Genomic DNA, 18286 nt, shown 5'->3' on the forward strand with positions numbered 1-18286 from the left:
GCGCCAGCAAACGCGCTGACACGACGGGGTCGGGTCGGTAACGCTCATTTCAGGACTTGTCATCACGAGGATTTCGCTCATGCCCGACATGCAAAGACCGAACTATCGCAGCGCGCTGGTCGTCGTCACGACGATCTTCTTCATGTGGGGATTCATCACCTGTCTCAATGACATTCTGATCCCCCACCTGAAGGCGGTCTTCTCGCTCAACTACACCCAGACCATGCTGATCCAGTTCACCTTCTTCGGCGCCTATTTCATCATGTCGTTGCCGATGGGCAAGGTGCTGGCGAGGATCGGCTACAAGAACGCGATCAGCCTGGGCCTGCTGATCGCGGCCGTGGGCGCGGTGATGTTCTACCCCGCCGCCCGGGCGCCTTCCTATCCGCTGTTTCTGACTGCCCTGTTCGTGCTCGCCAGCGGGGTGACGATGCTGCAGGTCGCGGCCAATCCCTATGTCAGCCTGCTGGGGCCGGAAGGCTCCGCTTCCAGCCGGCTCAACCTGGCCCAGGCGTTCAACTCACTCGGCACCACGCTGGCGCCCTATTTCGGCGGGATGCTGATCCTGGGCGCGGCGGTGCTGGGCGCCAGCGAGCTGGCCGACATGTCCAGTGCCGACCGGATGGCCTACAAGGTCCAGCAGGCCCAGAGCGTGCAGCTCCCCTACCTGCTGCTGGCGGCGGTGCTCGCCATCCTCGCGGTCGTGATCTACCTCTGGAAGCTGCCCAACTTCAAGGACCAGGCTCGCGACGACAGCCCCACCGAAAACGTCACCGCCGCCCAGGCACTGCGCCATCCTCACGTGCTGTTCGGTGTGATCGGCATCTTCGCCTACGTCGGTGCCGAGGTATCCATCGGCAGCTTTCTGATCAACTACATTTCGCTGCCGGAAATCGGCAACATGAGCGAGAGCGATGCCGCCAGCTATGTCGCCTACTACTGGGGCGGCGCGATGATCGGCCGCTTCATCGGGTCGGCATTGATGCAGAAGATACGCCCCAGCCTGCTGCTGGGCCTGTTCGCCATCGTGGCGGCGCTGCTCACGGTGACCACCATGCTGGCGTCCGGTCACACCGCCATGTGGAGCATCGTCGCCATCGGCCTGTTCAACTCGATCATGTTCCCGACCATCTTCACGCTGGGCATCGCCAAGCTCGGCCCGTTGACCAGCAAGGCGTCGAGCCTGCTGATCATGGCCATCGTGGGTGGCGCCATTCTGCCGGTCGCCCAAGGCGCGATCGCCGACACCGTTGGTATTCACCACGCCTTCATACTGCCGCTGATCTGCTACCTGTTCATCGCCTTCTACGGTTTCCGTGGCTCGCGGGTCATCGCCCCGCATTCGTCGGTCCGGGACGCCCACGCCGCCTCGTCCTGAACGCCCCGGCGACCACCTGAAACGCCCCTACCGCGAGGGGCGTTTTCGATGGGACCACTGGCCCGGAGTGACCAGGCATGGGCCATCGATCCGTGGTCCGGCTGGTCAATGGTTTGGCTGATCGCGTGCCATCCGCCCATCGCCCGAGGCGCGCGACCTTAGTCGTGACCCCCTTGAAAGTCATACAACCACATCGGGATAATCGCTTAGCGAGCAAAACATAGACGTGTTATCGATTCGCCGGCTTCCTTCATCGACGCCCCTTTCGCCGCAGCCACGAAAGCCCCGGCGTCGTCTCCCGCCAGAGCCAGCAACCGATCGCCCCCTCGCGACGGCTGGGGCTGGCTCCATGGCGTGCCCATCAACCGACAAGGACTTCCATTGCCTCTCATGACCCGGACGATCGCCAGCCAGGGCAACGACGCATGACCCAGGTCGAGCAGCTGTTCGAGCGCTACGGCCCTCGCTATCGACTATGGGTCACGCTGACGGTGATGCTGGGGCTGGTGGCGCTGGGCATGTCGATCACCATCGTCAACGTGGCCATCCCCTACATCAAGGGAGCCTTCGGCATGAGCGACTCCCAGGTTCAGTGGCTCTCCACCAGATTCCTCGCCTCGACCACGGTATCGCTGCTGATCGCTCCCTGGCTGGTGGCGGCGGTCGGCCAGCGTGCCACCTTCGTGGGGCTGCTGCTGGCCTTCATCGCGGCTTCGATCCTGGGTGGCCTGGGCCAGGGCATGGCGGCGCTGGTGGCGGCCAGGATCGTCCAGGGCGGCATGACCGGGTTGATCCGCCCGGTGGCCATGCAGGCGCTGTTTGCCGCCTATCCGCCGGAAGGTCGAGGCATGGCCACCGCGATGTACGGCATGTGCCTGGGGCTGCCGTTGACGCTGGCGACCGTGGTCGGCGGCTGGCTGGTGGAGCACTTCACCTGGCGCTACGTCTTCTTCGTGACCCTGCCGATCTGCTTCGCAGCCATCGTCATGGGGCTGTTCTTTCTGCCGACCCGGGAGCAAAAGGGCCCTCGTCCACCGTTCGACTGGGCCGGTGTCGTGCTGCTGTTCATCGGTGTCTTCTCGCTGCTGGCGGCGCTCTCCAACGGCCAGCGCTGGGGCTGGTACGATCCGCGAGTGCCCGAGCTGATCCTGACCTCGGTGCTCTGCGGTGCCGCCTTCATCGCCTGGCAGAGACGTATCGCCCACCCGCTGCTCGACCTGGCGATCTTCCGCAACCGGCTGTTCGTCGTCGGCACGCTGGCGATGTGCCTGTTCGGTGGCACCTTCTACGGCATCATGTACCTGCTGCCGCAATTCGTGCAGGCGGTGCTGCACTACAGTCCGATCACCGCCGGCCAGATATTCCTGCCCTCCACTGCCGTACTCGGCATCCTGGTACCGCTGGTGGGCTGGCTCAGCGACCGTTATCCGCCCCACTGGATCACCCTGCCGGGGCTGGCCTGTACCCTGTTCTCGGTATGGCTGATGGCGCAGATGGACTGGAATACCTCGTTTTTCTACCTCGCCATGGCGATGGGCATTCTCTCCATCGGCATGGCCTCGTTCCCGCCACCGACGCTCTCCAACGCCATTGCCGGCCTGCCCGGCCACCTCACCGGCCACGGCTCCGGCGCGATCAACTTCGCCCTGCAACTGGGCGGCGCGCTGGGCACGGCCGGGCTGGTCATCCTGCTGGATCGCCAGACTGCCTATCACGGCCAGATCCTGAATGCCGGCGTCAACGCCGGCAACACCACCGCCCTCCAGACCCTGGGACAGCTGACCGACCTGGTGGGCCGCCTCGGCGTACCGGACATTCACCAGCCGGCCATGGCAGGTTATCTGCTGGGCCGCATCGAGGCGATCTGGGCGTCGATTCTCGCCTATCAGGATGGCTTCTGGATCCTGATAGCCAGCTTGCTGCTGGTGGTGATTCCCTCGCTGCTGCTCAGCCGCTGGCGCCGTTCGCCACACGCCTGACTCCGCCCACCCGATCGACGAAGGATCCGCTCTCACCATGACCGCCGACGCTTCCCCGCCCCGCAAACGCCACCTGCCGCGCAGCGCCAAGCTGCTGATACTCGCCATCGCCGTGGTGCTGTGTCTGCTCTGGATCGGCCTGGCCGTCGCCCATCGCCTGACCCATGTCAGCGCCCAGGACGCTCGCGTCATGACCGATGAGGTGACCGTCAGCAGTCGTCTCGAAGGCTGGGTGACGACGTTCGACCTGATCGAGGGCGCCACCCTGCAGCGCGGCGATGCCGTCGCCGCGCTCTACAGCAAGCCCGACCAGCGCCAGCGCGAAGCGCTGACGGCCAAGGTCGCGACCCAGCAGGCGCGCCTGGCGTACGAGCAGGCACGGCTGGCGACGGCCGAGAAGCAGTTGAAAGGCGGCATCAGCCTGATGCAGCGTCAACTGGAGGCGAGCAAGGCTGCAGAGAAGGCCTCCCAGGCTCGGCTGACCGAAGCCGAGCGCGACTTCCGGCGCTCCGACACGCTCTACCAGAAACGCTCGGTCTCGGAGCAGCGCCGCGATCAGGACTACTACGCCTATCAGGCCGCACTCGCGGAACACGCTCAGGCGCAGCAGGAGGTTCGGGTCAGCCAGGCACTGGCCGATAACGCCGAGGTCGGCTTCATCAACGGTTCGCAGATGCCGCTTCCCAACCCCGATGTGTTGAGACAGCAGGTGCGGATCGCCCGCCAGCAGTTGGCCGAAACCCGAGCAACGCTGGAGGAGGAAGAGCTGCGCATCGCCGACCTCGAGATCGACAGCCCCGTCGACGGCGTGGTCGACAAGACGCTCATCGACCAAGGTGAGTACGTCAGCGCCGGCCAGCCGATCGTGATGATGCACGACCCCTCGAAGCTGTGGGTGGAAGCCAATATCAAGGAGACCGATGTTGGCGCGCTGCGAACCGGCCAGCCCGTCGCCATCAGCGTCGATGCCTTCCCCGACCGGACCTTCAGCGGCCATGTCGCCGTCATCGGGCGCGCCGCGACCAGCCAGTTCGCGCTGCTGCCGGACCCCAACCCTTCCGGCAACTTCACCAAGATCACCCAGCGAATCCCCGTGCGCATCCGCTTCGACGACGGCCCCACCGAACTGATCGGTCCCGGCATGATGGTGGAAGTGGATATCGATGTCGGCGGCACCGGCTGAAGGCAATATTCTTCAAGATTCTCCGCCCACCGCCACATACGCTCCTCTTCTCCCAGCCAAGAGGAGCCCTCCATGTCATCCGCTATCGTCGTCTCCATGGCCGCGTTCGCCCTGGCAGCCTCGCTATCTCCCGGCCCGGTCAACCTGGTCGCGTTGAGCACCGGGCTGAGCTACGGCTTTCGCCACAGCCTTCGCCACGTGGGCGGTGCCACATGCGGCTTTACCTTGCTGCTGCTGTCGATCGGCGGGGCGCTGCAGCCGGTTCTGGATTGGCCGCCCGCCATGATCGCGATTCGCTGGGGCGGCGTGCTTTTCCTGCTCTACATGAGCGTCGGCCTGGCGCTCGACGACGGCCATCTCCGCGTCCGCGGCCCTCGTCGCGCGTCGTTTCGCCGTGGGGCACTCATGCAATGGCTGAACCCCAAGGCATGGATGGCCTCGGCGGCGGGTACCGGCGCCTACACGACCGCCGGCAGCGCCGGTTCCGTCGCCCTGTTCGCGCTGATCTTCTTCGTCATCTGCTATCTCAGCCTGGCAAGCTGGGCCGCGCTGGGTGCCTGGCTGGGAAGGCGCCTGCCGACGCCACGCCAGGTGCGCTGGATCAATCGTGGCCTGGCTTTGATGCTGCTGCTCAGCGCCTCGAGTCTTGCGGTCGTCCCACTCGGCGATACTGGTCAGGCGTTGCTGCGGTGAAGCGCTTGAAGGTCCGCTGAAAATGAGACTGGTCGGCGAACCGGCATGCAAGCGCCACATCGGCGATGGCACCTCCCGCTTTCAGGGCGGCCTGGCCATGGCGAACGCGACAGTCGGTCAAGAAGGCATGCGGGGTGATTCCATACTGGCGCTTGAAGCTTCGCACCAGGTGACTCGGCGATAACCCGGCTTCGGCGGCGATGCGCTCGAGCGGCAAGCACTCGGTGCAGTGGTCGCGAATGAAGTCGACCACCGGCTGCAGCGCGGAGCCGGCCCGCCGTGGCTCGGCCCTATAGGCCCCTGGCCGTGCCAACAACTGCCGGAAGAACGACTCGCTCGCCGCGACCTTGGCGACCGGCGGGCAGTCGGCGTCGAACAGCTTGTCGCACAACCCCAGCAGATCGCGGTAGAGCGCTGGCACGCGCGTCATGTGCAGCGCCAACGGCCGGAAGTCTCCATCGCTCATGCCGGCCTCTCGCTGCAGCGCCGCCAGCCAGCGGGCGTCGACGTAGAGCATGATGTAGGACCAGGGCGTGTCGTCGAGCGGATTGCAGGCGTGGATCTCGAATGGATTCATGACCACCACAGCCCCTTCGGACAGCGGTAGCGCCCGCAACGATTCGCCGGGTACCTGGTACTCGTAGAGACTGCGTCCCGCCAGCACCGCGCCGATCGAAAACGCCTCGTGGCTGTGCCGTGCATAGCCCACATCCCGTCCATCCCGGGTCAGTCTCGCTTCCACGAACGGCAGTTCGCCGCTGCGCCAGAAGCGCATCTCGCCGCGTTGGCGTGAATATCCACTCATGAACTGATCGCCGATGCCTCGATGGGGACAGGTTGCGGGCCGCGATGCGGCCCGATCTCCCTAGTATGCCATCCCTAACGTCCGACCTCGGCGGCATCCGGACTCGCCACTCCTCCCCCCAGCGCCCGGCAGTGACGCTGTGCCGACTCCTCGATGACGCGTTTGGCGTCGACCAGGATCTCGCGACCCCAGAAGGCGGAGTAGGCGCTATCGAACGCGAGCGGTTCCAGGCGTCGGGCGATGCCCGCCACCGTCCCCGCGTCCAGCGGCACGTTGTTGGGATAGGACCACATGAACGACGCCATCCGATCCGGCGTGACCATCAGCGTGTCGCCCGTCAGCAGGACCCCGTGTTCCGCCCAGTGCAGCACGCTGGCGCCGGGGAAATGGCCGCCCAGACTAAACACGGTGACTCCGGGCAGTATCTCGCGCGAGGCACCTTCCCAGAACTCGATGCGTGCGTCCGGCACGCTGACCCATTCGCGATCCGCGGCGTGAACGTGGACCGGACAGTCGAACGCCTGCGCCCACTCGGCCATGGTGGTAAAGAAATGCGGGTGGGACAGCACGATGGCGTCGAGCCCGCCGAGTCCTTCGATGATCTCGATGGTCGCCTCGTCGAGCAGCGTCAGGCAATCCCAAAGCACGTTGCCGGCCGGCGTCCGCAACAGGAAGGCGCGCTGGCCGATGGCGAAACTGGGCGTGGTGCCGATTGCCATCAGGCCGGGCGCCATATGGCGAAAGGTGTTGGTGTGACTGGCCGCCAACTGGGTTGGCGTTGTCCAGCGCTGCCCCTCGACCGGGACGAACTGGCGCTCGTCTTCACAGATATCGCAGTGCTCCGGTGGCGTATCGCTCTTTGGATATTGCAGGCCACACGTGGCGCAGATGAAACCGGTGTTATGCATGTCTACCTCCCCGATCCAGAACGAAACATCATCCTGCCTCCTCAACTTAGCTTGAGGTCAAGGCTTTGCCAGGCGTGGTCGAGTACCTGAACGTCGCAGGACCAGCCAGCCCGAGATCAGGATCACCGTCATGCCGAGCCAGGTCGCCGCGTCGGGAACCTCGTCGAACCACAGGGCGCCCCAGACGGCGGCAAAGGGAAGGTAGGCGTAATCGAACGTTCCCACCAGCGAGGAGGGAGCGATCTGATAGGCTCGCGCCACGCCCGTGTTGACGCTCACCATCAGGAGCGCATAAAGCAGGATCAGGGCGGCCTCGGCGAGGTCGAGCGGTTGCCACGGGCGACTCAGGAAACCCCGGGGCAGTGCCTGATCATCGACCCACATCGCCACCAGGCCACTCCCCGCCACACCGGCCAGCGCGAAGCAGAGATTCAGTCCCAGGGCCAACACCAGCGGACGCTCTCTGGCGCAGTGGCGACGCGTCAGTACCATGGCACCGGCGTAGCAGCACGCCGCCGCCACCGGCAATGTCATGGCGAGGGAGAACACCCCCAGGCCCGGTCGCAGCACCAGCAGCACACCACCGAAGCCGAGCCCGATCGCCGCCCAGCTCCCGCGCGTGAGCTGCTCTTCGCCGATGGCCGACGCGAGAACCGCGATGAACAGCGGCGTGGTATAGACGCCCACGGCCGCGGTAGCGAGCGGGATCAGGGGCAGCGACGCATAGAACAGCAGCCACATCCCCAGTAGCAGCAGACTGCGCAGTATCACCCACCCCGGTCGCTCGGGGAGCAGCGCCCTCCAGCCGCCGCGCAAAAGCAGGCATCCCGCGAGGAGCGGAATCGATATCGACGATGCCAATGCCAGCAACTGCCAGAGCGATGGCCCAGCGCCGAGAGACTTGACCAGCGCATCGGATAACGCCAGCAGGCAGACCGACCCGACGATCAGCGCCACACCCTGGCGACGGTTGTCATGGCGTTCGGGGTGCATGATGATCTCCAAGGGTTCGCAATGGGTCTCACCATGCCCGCGGAGCCTGTCATCCGACCAACGACTTCTGCGTCGTCATCCATGAGCTCAGGTTATGAATTGGCTAGGTAAATCGTTGCCGCCCCTGTCGACGCTACTGCCCTTCGAGGCGGCGGCACGGCTCGAGAGCATCTCGCGCGCGGCGGACGAGCTGCACCTCACCCAGGCTGCCGTCAGCCGCCAGGTTCGCGCGCTGGAGGAGAATCTCGGGCTGGTGCTGTTCGAGCGCCGCAATCGCGGGGTCTTTCTCACCCCGGCCGGTCGCGAGCTGGCGGCGACCGTCTCTCGTTCCCTGCGCGCCATGGCCGATCAAGCCAATGACATGCGCGGCCCCGCTCGCGGCGCCCAGGTCACCCTCTTCTGCCAACTCTGTGAGGCGTTCTACTGGCTGATGCCGCGCCTGGCCGCCTTCAATCGTCGTCATCCCGATATCGACCTGAAACTGGCCACCTCCACGCGTCCCCTCGAGGAACATCGCGACCCGTTCGATATTGCCCTGCAGACGAGCGGCAGGCCCAGCGGTCGTCATCCGCTGGCACTCACGGCCGGCGACGAGATCTATCCCGTCTGCAGCCCGGCGCATCCCGCGGCACACGATGCCCCCCGCTCGCTGGCATCGCTGATGGCGTTCGACCTGCTTCATCACCATGCCACGCCGCCGGACTGGGTGGAGTGGTCCGACTGGCTCGGGGCGATGGGACATTCGCTGGCTCCCCCGCTCCCCGGAAAGACCTTCGATAGCTATCCGCTGATGCTTCAGGCGACCCTGGAAGGCCACGGCGTGGCGCTGGGCTGGCGGCGCACGACCGAGCGGCTGATCACCTCGGGCGAGCTGGTTCGCCCCGTGCGCGAGAGCCTGCAGCAACCGCAGGCTCTCGCCATCTACACGAGACGGGGCTCGCCGGAACGCCCCGCCACCCGGGCACTGCTCGACTGGTTGCAGGAAGCGCTGGAGAGCGACGAGTACTAGCGGCGGGCACCGAAGCCCTGGCATTGCTGACGTTTCCGCGCGGGCGGGTATGACACGCCGCTCCTAGACGAGAATGTCCGAGGGCCCGCGAATCTCCGTCTCGATCCGTGTGCCTGTCTCGCGCTCCTCGTTGGAGAACCCGTCGAATTCGACCAGGTTGCCGAAGTCGAGCCCGGCCAGCTCCCCGATCCGGGCCACGCTGCGCTGGTAGGTCCTGTACTGCCCGAACATGAAGCCGAGCCCTTCGAGCTCCTCGACCTGCTCGATCATGTAAGCCGTGGCCGAAGGTTGACCATCTGCCATGAACGCCACCACCTTCCAGTACGCCTCGGGGATTATCACGCCTCGGTAGCGGCGGTCGTCCTCACGAAATACGGGCCCGGTGAAGACCGTGATTCGCTGCCCGTCGGCGCGAGCGTTCTCCAGCAGGTAATCTTCCAGCCCCAGCCAGGTCTGCTGGTTGAACCCCGCCATCTGTGGCGTGCAGTTGGTGAAGTGAAAGGTATCGGCATTGGCCTGCTCGGCCTCTGGTCCCCAGTTGGCTGAACTGCGGCGAACCAGGTGCCCCCGATCCAGCGGGTTGCGCGCGTAGAGCGATTCGCCGACCTGAAGCGATTCGTCGATCCGGGGATCGAAACGCCAGTTGTCGTTGCGCCTGGGCACGCTTTCCAGCCGGCTACCATCGAGATTGAGGGCAGTAAAGATCGCCAGCCTGCGGGAGCGCGACATCACGACCGAGAAATGCGTGTAGTCGAGCCGGCCGTCGTTACGTCCGGGCACCGGCGTCACGTCCTCCTCGCGCACACCGATGGGCGCCGGCAGCGGCACGACGAAGTCGCCCAGAAACGCCGTGTCGTACCCTTGGCGGTCGCTCAGCGACTCGCTATCGACGATGCCCATCGACTGCGCCACCGCCTTCGATCCCGCGGTGCCTGGGACAGCCAGCCGACGCAGGTCGCGCAGGCCGGGACGACGAAATTCCTTGTGGGACATGGGATTCGCTCTTGAGGGGCCGATCGGGGCGGCCATCGGCCCGCCACGGGTCTTGAGTGCCGCGTGACAGGCCGACGACGACTCATTTCCAGAAGTTGCTCTTCACCAGGTCGACGACATCGCTCATGCGGCCATCGAGCACGGCCTTGCCCGAGTAGAGCGCGGTGGAGGTGACCTGCCCCGGCTCGATCTTGGGCGGCATCACCAGCTCCATGCGATTGACCTTGACGTCGAGAATCGCCGGACCCGGCTGGGCCAGCCATTCGGCAATGGCGTGCTTTAGCTCGTGCTCGCGCTCGACACGTCGCCCCCACAGGCCAATCGATTGCGCCAGCAGCCCGAAATCGGGGTTGTCGAGGTTGGTGTAGCTGTCCAGCAGACCATCGACCTTCTGTTCCAGTTCGACGAAGCCCAGCGAGCTGTTGTTGAAGACGACGATCTTGAGCGGGATCTTCTCCTGTTTCAGGGTCAGCAGATCGCCCATCAGCATGGTCATGCCGCCGTCACCGCACATGGCGATGACCTGACGCTCAGGGAACGCCTTCTGGATGCCGATCGCCTGGGGATAGGCGTTGGCCATGGTGCCGTGGACCAGGCTGGAGAGCGTGCGTCGCTTGCCGTTGGCGCGGATGTGACGCAGCATCCACACCATCGGGCTGCCGCCGTCGGCGGTGAAGAACGCATCGTCGTGGGCAGCTTCGTTCAGCGCCAGCGTCAGCTCCTGCGGGTGAATCAGCGCATCGTCATCGGACTCGTGGGCGTCGTGCTCCAGCGCCTTGTGATAGCTCTTGCGGCAGCGTTCCAGCCAGGACGTGTCGCTCTGCTCGTCGACGATCTGGGCCAGTGCCGCGCAGGTGTCGCGCACGCTGCCGAGCAGCCCGATATCGACAGGGTGACGCTTGCCGATCTGCTGCGGATCGATATCCACCTGGATGATCGTCGCCTTGTCGGGATAGAACTGCGTCCAGGCGAAGTTGCAGCCCAGCAGCAGCAAGGTGTCGCAGTCGGCAACGGCATGGTAGCCGCCAGCCAGGCCGAAAACCCCGGTCATGCCGACTTCGAAGGGATTGTCGGGTTCGATGAAATCCTTGGCGCGCGAGGTCCAGGCCACCGGCGCATTGAGCTTGGCCGCCAGCACCATCACCTCGTTGCGCGCGTGCTCGCAGCCCGCTCCCGCGAAAATGGATATCTTGCCGCCGGCATTGAGTGCCTTGATCGCCGGCACCAGCTCCTCGGCGTTGGGCCGGGTGATCGGATCGAAGCGGTGCGTCCGATAAGGCAGGTCCTGGCTCGGCTTCTGGGTGAACAGGTCGCCATGCACGATCAGCACCGCGACGCCGTTCTTCGCCAGCGCCGCCTGGGCCGCCAATGTCGTCAGCCGCCGCACCTGATCGGGGTTGATGATCGTTTCGCAGAAGACGCTGTACTGTTCATAGATCGGCTTGGGATCGACATCCTGAGGGAAGCCGATGCCGGTATCGGCGGTGCCGACCTGGGAAGCGATCAGCACCACCGGCGAACCGCTGCGGTGAGCCTCGAACAGACCGTTGACGAAGTGCAGCGTGCCCGGCCCGCAGGTGCCGGCGCACAGCGCCAGCTCGCGGGTCATGTAGGCTTCGCCGCCAGCGGCGAAACCGCCGACCTCCTCGTGGCGGACATGAACCCATTCGAGATCGCTGCGGCGGACGGCATCGGTGAAGTGGTTGATGGTATCCCCCACCACGCCGTAGCAACGCTTGGCGCCGGCACTGGAGAGGGTTTCGACGATGATTTCGGCGACGTTCTGACTCATGAAGCGACTCCTTTCGCGGGCGAAAATCGCTGCGAGGCCCGATCGAGAGCGTCGGCGAATCCGCCATGAACAGGCCCGATGAACTGGGCAGTGAAATCACGATGAACAACGGCGCCAGCAGAAGCCTGGCGCCCTTCCCAGCATAGTCCGCAATCGGCCGCGACGACGAATTCAGGCCACCTGGGCCGGATCCGGCACTCGCGGGAAGCGTGGGGGATGCGCCTGCATGTAGGCGTGGCAGGCACGCAGCACTCGCACATCGTCGTGCTTGCCACCGGCGAGTTGGAAACCGACCGGCAGGCCGGATTCCGTGAAACCGCAGGGGACCGAGGCCGCCGGCTGCTGGCTCAAGTTGAACGGGTAGGAGAACGGTGCCCACTCCTCCCAGTCGCGCATGCCACTGCCCGGCGGGACTTCGTGGCCCGTGGCGAACGGCTCGATGGGCACCGTCGGCGTCATCAGCAGATGGTACTCCTGGTTGAAGCGTTCCAGACACTCGGTGAAATTGGCCCGGCGCCCCAGCGCCTGGAACAGGTCGAGCGCGCTCCACCGCTGGGCGGCGCGGGCGTTGTCGACCAGCCCGGGGTCGAGCTGCTCGCGCTTCCGATCGCTGCATTTCGACCAGAAGTCCAGCGAGGCGGTGAACCAGAGCTTCTGAAAGATATCGATCGGCGACTCGAAGCCGGGGTGAACCTCCTCGACCTCCGCGCCCAACTGCTCCAGATTGCGGGCCGCCTCGCGCACGCGTGCCGCAATCTGTTCGTCGACCTCGGCGTAGCCCAGCGTCGGCGAGTAGGCGATTCGCAGTCCCCTCAGATCCTGATCGATGTCCGCCCCCCAATCATCCGGCTGGCCGCGGGTGGCGTAAGGGTCGCGATAATCGTAGCGACCGATGACGTTGAGCATACGCACGGCGTCCTTGACACTACGGGTCAGCGGACCGATATGAGATAACGATGGCTCCGTGGCCGGCGGCCACTGGGGCGTCCAGCCGTAGGTCGGCTTGAAGCCGAACACGCCGGTGAAGGCGGCGGGAATGCGTATCGAACCGCCGGAGTCGCCCCCCTGGTGCAGCACCCCCATGTTGAGCGCCGCCGCCGCTGCCGCCCCGCCCGAAGAACCGCCCGGGGTCAGGCGCGTGTCCCAAGGATTGCTGGTGGCGCCGAAGACCCGGTTGTCGGTCACCGCCTTCCAGCCGAATTCAGGCGTATTGGTCTTGCCGAGAATCACGGCGCCCGCTTCCCGAAGCATGCGCGCCGGCGGACAATCCTCTTCGCACGCCGCCGCCGACGAGGTCAACGAACCGCCGCGAGCTGGCATGCCGGCCACTTCGGCCAGGTCCTTCATCGATACCGGGATGCCGTCGATGGCGCTCAGCGGCTTGCCCTGCCCCCATCGCCTGGCCGATGCCTTGGCGGCCTTCTCCGCGCCCTCGTGATCGACATGGACGTAGGCGTTCACCGCATCGTTGAAACGCTCGATACGCTCGAGCGACGCCCGGGTCGCCTCCAGCGGGGAGGCTTCGCGGGATCGATACAGCCGCTCTAGCTTGGCGGCATCCATGTTGCCAAGATCCGTTTCTGAGTCTGTGCCGTTCACAATCGGCTCCACGTCCTGTGGTGTATGGAATATCACGCTGCCCCGAGGCTAGTCGGTGATCACGGCGGGGCGCAATGTCGATGGGCAGCGCCTCGTCGAGGCCCGTTGCGCGCTCAAAAATCGTGTTCCGCCTCGGCCGGTGATGTCGCATGGGCGTTCATTCGCTGGAGATGCAGGCGTCGAGTCAGGCGAATGACCGGCCGAATCAGCATCTCGATGCTGCCGATCAAGAACAGCCAGGTACCGTAGTAGGTCAATGATTCGTAGAAAAAGAAGAAGCTACCGATGACGAACCAGATGCCGATGAGAATATCGTTGACGATACTCAGCACTTCGTAACGCCGACGGATGATGAGCTCGTCACGACCGAAATGCAGTATCAGCCGCTGATTGACGCCGGTGGATCGAGCAGACCGCCCCGGGTCGCGACCCTGCGTGCCGGTGCTGCCTATCTCCGAACGGTCACCACGCATGTGATACTCCCCCTGTCTTGGCTAGCGTTTCGGTCGATTCAGTCTGGCTCAGCTCGCCAGGGTGCGCAAAGTCGGCGCGGGCGGTACCGGCGAACGCCGCATTCGCTGGCCCCCGGTCGGATTGTCTTCCATGATGAAGTCGGACCACGCGACCGACTCCCGGCAACCCACATGACGAGGTGAGAGCCGTGCCCCATTCGACGCGAGCGAAGTACGAACAGACGCCTGCCGCCGACGACACCACGATGTTCATCTTCGGCGCCGGCGGCGACCTGGTGAAGCGATTGCTGATCCCTTCACTCTACAATCTGGACCGGGACCGCCTGATCGCCCCGGAGATGCGGATCGTCGGCATCGATCTCGCCGAGCACGACGACGAGAGCTTCCGTCGACACCTCAAGGACTTCATCGCCGACAAGGCCGCCGACAACCACTCGGAGAGCCGTGAAGGCTCCCTGGACGAGTCCCACTGGCGGGATTTCGAGAAGCGGCTGCACTATCGACAGGGCGATTTCACCGATGACGCCGTCTACCGCCAGATCGAGGAGGTCATCGCCGCCTCGGACAGCGACAACGCGCTCTTCTACTGCGCCACCTCATCGCGCTTCTTCAGCGATATCGCCAGACAGCTCGGGCGCGCCGGATTGCTCGAGGAGCGTAACGGGCGATATCGCCGGCTCGTGGTCGAGAAGCCGTTCGGTCACGACCTCGAGTCCGCTCGGGAACTGAATGCCGACCTGCTTGAGGTGATGCAGGAAGAGCAGATCTACCGGATCGATCATTTCCTGGGCAAGGAGACGGTCCAGAACATCCTCGTCGCCCGCTTCGCCAACGTCCTGTTCGAGCCGTTCTGGAACAACCACTACATCGACCACATCCAGATCACCGCCGCGGAAACGGTCGGCGTCGAGGAGCGTGCCGCCTTCTACGACAAGGCCGGCGCGATGCGCGACATGGTGCCCAACCACCTGTTTCAACTGCTGGCGATGGTCGCGATCGAACCGCCGGCCGCATTCGGTGCCGACTCCCTGCGCAGCGAGAAGTCGAAGGTACTGGGCGCCATCCGCCCCTGGACGACCGAAGAAGCCAACCGCTACTCCGCCCGTGGCCGCTACGCCAAAGGCACCCTCGGCGACCGCCAGGTGCCCGGTTATCTGGACGAGCACGGCGTCGATGCAGAGAGCGAGACCGAAACCTTCGTTGCCATGAAGGTGATGGTCGACAACTGGCGCTGGGTCGACGTGCCCTTCTACCTGCGCACCGGCAAGCGCATGAGCGCACGGGATACCGAAATCGCGATCTGCTTCAAGCCGGCGCCCTACGCCCAGTTTCGCAACACCGACGTGGAACGCATGGCCTCCAACTGGCTGATCATCCAGATCCAGCCCAACGAAGGCATGTGGTTCGATTTCCAGGCCAAACGCCCTGGCCCCGAGTTGGAAATGGATACCGTCAAGATGGGGTTCGCCTACAAGGACTTCTTCGATCTGCCCGCGGTCACCGGCTACGAGACCCTGATCTACGACTGCCTGACCGGCGATCAGATGCTGTTCCAGCGCGCCGACACCATCGAGAACGGCTGGCGCGCGGTGCAGCCGTTCCTGGATGCCTGGTCCGAGCAGTCCAAGGCGGGTAAACCCGATATCGAAGAGTACGCTGCCGGCACTGATGGGCCGGCTGGTGCCCACGAACTGATCCAGCGTGACGGCCGCGTGTGGCACAAGGTAGGAGAAGCAACGGGGCCGGGCGTGGCACCCGTACCAACCCAGAGCAAGCGCTGACGGACGACATCAGGCTCGGGGTCGAGGGACAAGCGGTCGCGCCATCAGCTTTTCGACCAGCGGCTGGCCCGCGATCTCGAAGTTCTGGTCGAGTTCGCGGTCGCGGAAGCCGCAGCGCTGGTAGAAGCGGACGGCCGGCGCATTGCCGGCGATGACCCACAGCCCCACCTCGCGATAGCCCTGGTCGAGACACCACGCCAGGGCGGCCTGCCACAGGGCGCTGCCGACGCCCTGGCCCTGCGCCCGCGGGGCGACGTAGAAGCCGTAGAGTTCGACCCAGCCGGGAGTGAGCGTCCGGACTTCGGGCCGCGCACTCTCGCTCTGGCGGAAAGGTCCGACACTCACCCAGCCGAGCAGCTCATCGGTATGCGTGTCTGCATGGATATCTGCATGAGTGCCGGCGAAGACCACCGCCCCCGCCTCGAGCTGCGAGCGCCAAGCCGCGGCACGCGCGGCGACATCCAGGCCCGCCAGCGTGGTCTCGGCGATCCAGCCGCGATAGTTGTGGCGCCAGGCGTCGACATGAATGCCTGCGATCGATGCCGCATCGTCCCGAGTTGCCCGGCGTACGCTAACGCCGTCCGCCAAGTTCACCCCGCCAGCCGGCCCAGCGCAAAGCCAGCGATGGCGGTATCCTGCACGCCGGTCCCGGTGAGATCGCAGACAGTAATCTGGGAACCCGCAGTACGCAGACGGCTCCCGCTGGCAATCACCGCACCCAGCTCGGTGATGGTGAATGGCGCCGCGTGGCCGGCGTAGGCCTTGAGCTCGCCGTTGTGCTCGCTCTGGGCGCGGGTATCGGCCACGAAATGATCGGCCCGTTCCATCACCGACGAATCGAGCTCGCGCTTGTCCGGACTATCGGACCCCATCGCGGTGATATGCACGCCCTCGCGCAGGTGCTCTCCGGAAAGCAGCGGTGACCGCGACGGCGTGGTGGTGACGATGATGTCCGCCTCGCGACAAGCCTCGCCGAGATCGGTATGCACCGCCACGGTCAGACCGTAGGCCTCCTGCATCCGCGCCGCGTAGGCCTCGGCCTTGGCGACGTCACGGGCCCAGACGTCGAGCGTCTCGATGTCGCGCACGAGCCTGAGCGCGGCGACCTGCAGCTCCGCCTGCAGCCCGGCGCCGAGGACGGTGACGCGCCGGCTGTCAGCCCGCGAGAGATGCTTGGCGGCGATGGCGCCGGCCAGCGCGGTGCGAATATCGGTGAGATAGCCCTCGTCGAACAGCACCGCCTCGACCAGCCCGGTCTTGGCCGAGAACACGATCATCAGCCCGTTGAGACTCGGCAGGCCGAGCTTGGGGTTGTCGAAAAAGCCGGGGCTGACCTTGATCGCGAAGCGCGAATTGCCCCGGATATGGGCGGTCTTGACGTCGACCTCGCCGTTGGACTCTTCGATCGCCATCGACAGGATCGGCGGCTGGACGACGTTGCCTTCTCCCAGCGCCCGAAAACCGGCTTCGACGGCATCCAGTGCGGCATGATCGAGTTTGACGACATCCTGAATCTGCTGTCGGTTATAGAGTTCCATATGCAATCCTTCTAACCCGTTCCATAGCGATGGTTGAGATCGAGCGAGTCTGAAAAGTTGGCGAGCGACGGCCAGTCCGGGGCGCGCGGCCAATTTGTAGGCCGCATACCGAGCGCAGGCCATTTTCAGCCGCTCAGCGCGCCGGATAGTCGGTCAGGGTTCTCGCCCGCATCAGCGTCTCAGCATCCACGCCGTTGCCCGAGACGATCAACACCACCTTCTGACCGCGGATGTCGAGGGCGTGCTCCTCGATCGCGGCCAGTCCCACTACCGCGGCACCCTCGACCAACATCTTCTCCTGTTCGAAGAAGTGCAGCATGGCACGGGCAATCGCCGGCTCCGAGACCCGGTGATGGTCGTCCATCACCTCGCGCACCAGCGCGAAGGTACAGCGGTTGTCGAGTCCGATCCCGCCCCCGAGCGAATCGGCCAGCGACGCTTCCTCCTCGACCTCCACCGGCCTGCCCGCCGCCAGGCTGTCGATCATCGCCGCGCCCTTCTCCATGCTCACCCCGGTCACCTGGACCCTGGGGTTGATGCCTTTGACGGCACGCCCGATGCCGCCGAGCAGCCCACCGCCGGAAAGCCCGATCAACACGCGGTCGAGTCCCGGCAGATCCTCCATCAGCTCGAGGCCGATGGTGCCCTGGCCGGCTGCGATCAGCGGGTCGTCGAAGGGTTCGATCAATGCCATGCCTTCCTCGGCGACCAGGCGCCGCGCCTCGATGAAGGCGTCGTCCTGGGAGCGCCCGATCACCCGCGCTTGCGCCCCCAGCGCTTCGATGGCAGCGACCTTATTGGCCGGCACCAGCTCGGAGAGACAGATCATCGCCCGCGCACCGAGTCGCTTGGCCGCCCATGCCACCGCCCGGCCGTGATTGCCGGTGGAGGCAGTGGTGACGCCACGTTCGAGCTGCTCGGCACTGAGCGAGGCGAGCTTGTTGAGCGCGCCGCGCAGCTTGAACGCGCCGCTTGGCTGTAGCGTCTCGAGTTTGAGATAGACCTCGGCCTCGAAGCGCGTCGACAGGCTCTGGGAAAGCACCAGCGGCGTGCGTGCCGCCTGCCCGGCGATACGACTTCTCGCCAGATAAATGTCATGCAGCGTGACGGAGTCGGACATACAGGCTCCCGAATCGATAAATTGGCTTCGCACTGCTCAGTA

At 65.2% G+C, this 18286-nt stretch carries 16 protein-coding genes; 6 read left to right on the forward strand and 10 right to left on the reverse strand.

Annotated elements, in window-relative coordinates; genetic code table 11:
• Positions 1 to 79: 79 nt before the first annotated feature.
• From fucP to DOM54_RS08735, 4 genes are all read left to right on the forward strand, one after another.
• Positions 80 to 1378: an L-fucose:H+ symporter permease gene (gene fucP, locus DOM54_RS08720; RefSeq protein ID WP_206019060.1), complete on the forward strand. Its 1299-nt coding sequence runs from the start codon at positions 80 to 82 to the stop codon at positions 1376 to 1378.
• A gap of 425 nt (positions 1379 to 1803) precedes the next feature.
• Complete coding sequence (locus DOM54_RS08725) at positions 1804 to 3357, forward strand: DHA2 family efflux MFS transporter permease subunit (RefSeq protein ID WP_110715968.1); 1554 nt, start codon at positions 1804 to 1806, stop codon at positions 3355 to 3357.
• Positions 3358 to 3394: 37 nt separating this feature from the next.
• A complete protein-coding gene (locus DOM54_RS08730; protein ID WP_110715969.1) occupies positions 3395 to 4540 on the forward strand; it encodes an HlyD family secretion protein in 1146 nt (381 codons plus the stop codon).
• A gap of 72 nt (positions 4541 to 4612) precedes the next feature.
• Positions 4613 to 5233, forward strand: a complete 621-nt coding sequence (locus DOM54_RS08735; RefSeq protein WP_110715970.1) for a LysE family translocator — start codon at positions 4613 to 4615, stop codon at positions 5231 to 5233.
• Here DOM54_RS08735 and DOM54_RS08740 read toward each other — a convergent pair.
• The 3 genes from DOM54_RS08740 to DOM54_RS08750 all read right to left on the reverse strand — a co-directional run bounded on the left by DOM54_RS08740 (position 5172) and on the right by DOM54_RS08750 (position 7939).
• Positions 5172 to 6038 (reverse strand): AraC family transcriptional regulator, encoded by an 867-nt coding sequence (locus DOM54_RS08740; protein WP_110715971.1) that lies wholly within the window; start codon positions 6036 to 6038, stop codon positions 5172 to 5174. The two genes, DOM54_RS08735 and DOM54_RS08740, sit on opposite strands and share 62 nt — an antisense overlap.
• 74 nt (positions 6039 to 6112) lie before the next feature.
• The gene (locus DOM54_RS08745) at positions 6113 to 6946 is read right to left on the reverse strand and encodes an MBL fold metallo-hydrolase (protein ID WP_110715972.1); all 834 of its coding nucleotides are present in this window, start codon (positions 6944 to 6946) and stop codon (positions 6113 to 6115) included.
• A 57-nt stretch (positions 6947 to 7003) separates the two neighbouring features.
• Entirely contained in the window at positions 7004 to 7939 is a 936-nt protein-coding gene (locus DOM54_RS08750; RefSeq protein ID WP_110715973.1) for a DMT family transporter, read from the reverse strand.
• Positions 7940 to 8033: 94 nt separating this feature from the next.
• On the opposite strand from DOM54_RS08750, the gene DOM54_RS08755 reads away from it, so the two are divergent.
• The gene (locus DOM54_RS08755) at positions 8034 to 8948 is read left to right on the forward strand and encodes a LysR substrate-binding domain-containing protein (RefSeq protein WP_110715974.1); all 915 of its coding nucleotides are present in this window, start codon (positions 8034 to 8036) and stop codon (positions 8946 to 8948) included.
• Between the two features lie 63 nt (positions 8949 to 9011).
• Here DOM54_RS08755 and DOM54_RS08760 read toward each other — a convergent pair whose 3' ends face one another.
• The 4 genes from DOM54_RS08760 to DOM54_RS08775 all read right to left on the reverse strand — a co-directional run bounded on the left by DOM54_RS08760 (position 9012) and on the right by DOM54_RS08775 (position 13805).
• The gene (locus tag DOM54_RS08760; protein WP_110715975.1) at positions 9012 to 9941 is read right to left on the reverse strand and encodes a DNA/RNA non-specific endonuclease; all 930 of its coding nucleotides are present in this window, start codon (positions 9939 to 9941) and stop codon (positions 9012 to 9014) included.
• Positions 9942 to 10023: 82 nt separating this feature from the next.
• Complete coding sequence (locus DOM54_RS08765) at positions 10024 to 11733, reverse strand: thiamine pyrophosphate-dependent enzyme (RefSeq protein ID WP_110715976.1); 1710 nt, start codon at positions 11731 to 11733, stop codon at positions 10024 to 10026.
• A 171-nt stretch (positions 11734 to 11904) separates the two neighbouring features.
• A complete protein-coding gene (locus tag DOM54_RS08770; RefSeq protein WP_276309673.1) occupies positions 11905 to 13332 on the reverse strand; it encodes an amidase in 1428 nt (475 codons plus the stop codon).
• A gap of 113 nt (positions 13333 to 13445) precedes the next feature.
• Positions 13446 to 13805 (reverse strand): YrhK family protein, encoded by a 360-nt coding sequence (locus DOM54_RS08775; protein ID WP_110715978.1) that lies wholly within the window; start codon positions 13803 to 13805, stop codon positions 13446 to 13448.
• Positions 13806 to 13993: 188 nt separating this feature from the next.
• Here DOM54_RS08775 and zwf point away from each other — a divergent pair, with 188 nt between their 5' ends.
• Positions 13994 to 15586 (forward strand): glucose-6-phosphate dehydrogenase, encoded by a 1593-nt coding sequence (gene zwf, locus DOM54_RS08780; RefSeq protein ID WP_240613829.1) that lies wholly within the window; start codon positions 13994 to 13996, stop codon positions 15584 to 15586.
• 9 nt (positions 15587 to 15595) lie between these two features.
• Here zwf and DOM54_RS08785 read toward each other — a convergent pair whose 3' ends face one another.
• From DOM54_RS08785 to eutB, 3 genes are all read right to left on the reverse strand, one after another.
• The gene (locus tag DOM54_RS08785; protein WP_162619808.1) at positions 15596 to 16174 is read right to left on the reverse strand and encodes a GNAT family N-acetyltransferase; all 579 of its coding nucleotides are present in this window, start codon (positions 16172 to 16174) and stop codon (positions 15596 to 15598) included.
• Between the two features lie 2 nt (positions 16175 to 16176).
• Positions 16177 to 17124, reverse strand: coding sequence for a cyclodeaminase (locus DOM54_RS08790; protein WP_110715980.1), 948 nt, complete (start codon positions 17122 to 17124; stop codon positions 16177 to 16179).
• A 133-nt stretch (positions 17125 to 17257) separates the two neighbouring features.
• Positions 17258 to 18244 (reverse strand): hydroxyectoine utilization dehydratase EutB, encoded by a 987-nt coding sequence (gene eutB, locus DOM54_RS08795; protein ID WP_110715981.1) that lies wholly within the window; start codon positions 18242 to 18244, stop codon positions 17258 to 17260.
• Positions 18245 to 18286 lie beyond the last annotated feature (42 nt).

It is taken from the genome of Salinicola acroporae, assembly GCF_003206615.1.
GTDB classification, from domain to species: Bacteria; Pseudomonadota; Gammaproteobacteria; order Pseudomonadales; family Halomonadaceae; genus Salinicola; species Salinicola acroporae.

Bases quoted from the DNA above. Each gene is read 5' to 3' on its own strand.
- fucP (WP_206019060.1), top strand. From the start codon at position 80: ATGCCCGACATGCAAAGACCGAACTATCGCAGCGCGCTGGTCGTCGTC.
- DOM54_RS08725 (WP_110715968.1), top strand. From the start codon at position 1,804: ATGACCCAGGTCGAGCAGCTGTTCGAGCGCTACGGCCCTCGCTATCGA.
- DOM54_RS08730 (WP_110715969.1), top strand. From the start codon at position 3,395: ATGACCGCCGACGCTTCCCCGCCCCGCAAACGCCACCTGCCGCGCAGC.
- DOM54_RS08735 (WP_110715970.1), top strand. From the start codon at position 4,613: ATGTCATCCGCTATCGTCGTCTCCATGGCCGCGTTCGCCCTGGCAGCC.
- DOM54_RS08740 (WP_110715971.1), bottom strand. From the start codon at position 6,038: ATGAGTGGATATTCACGCCAACGCGGCGAGATGCGCTTCTGGCGCAGC.
- DOM54_RS08745 (WP_110715972.1), bottom strand. From the start codon at position 6,946: ATGCATAACACCGGTTTCATCTGCGCCACGTGTGGCCTGCAATATCCA.
- DOM54_RS08750 (WP_110715973.1), bottom strand. From the start codon at position 7,939: ATGCACCCCGAACGCCATGACAACCGTCGCCAGGGTGTGGCGCTGATC.
- DOM54_RS08755 (WP_110715974.1), top strand. From the start codon at position 8,034: ATGAATTGGCTAGGTAAATCGTTGCCGCCCCTGTCGACGCTACTGCCC.
- DOM54_RS08760 (WP_110715975.1), bottom strand. From the start codon at position 9,941: ATGTCCCACAAGGAATTTCGTCGTCCCGGCCTGCGCGACCTGCGTCGG.
- DOM54_RS08765 (WP_110715976.1), bottom strand. From the start codon at position 11,733: ATGAGTCAGAACGTCGCCGAAATCATCGTCGAAACCCTCTCCAGTGCC.
- DOM54_RS08775 (WP_110715978.1), bottom strand. From the start codon at position 13,805: ATGCGTGGTGACCGTTCGGAGATAGGCAGCACCGGCACGCAGGGTCGC.
- DOM54_RS08790 (WP_110715980.1), bottom strand. From the start codon at position 17,124: ATGGAACTCTATAACCGACAGCAGATTCAGGATGTCGTCAAACTCGAT.
- eutB (WP_110715981.1), bottom strand. From the start codon at position 18,244: ATGTCCGACTCCGTCACGCTGCATGACATTTATCTGGCGAGAAGTCGT.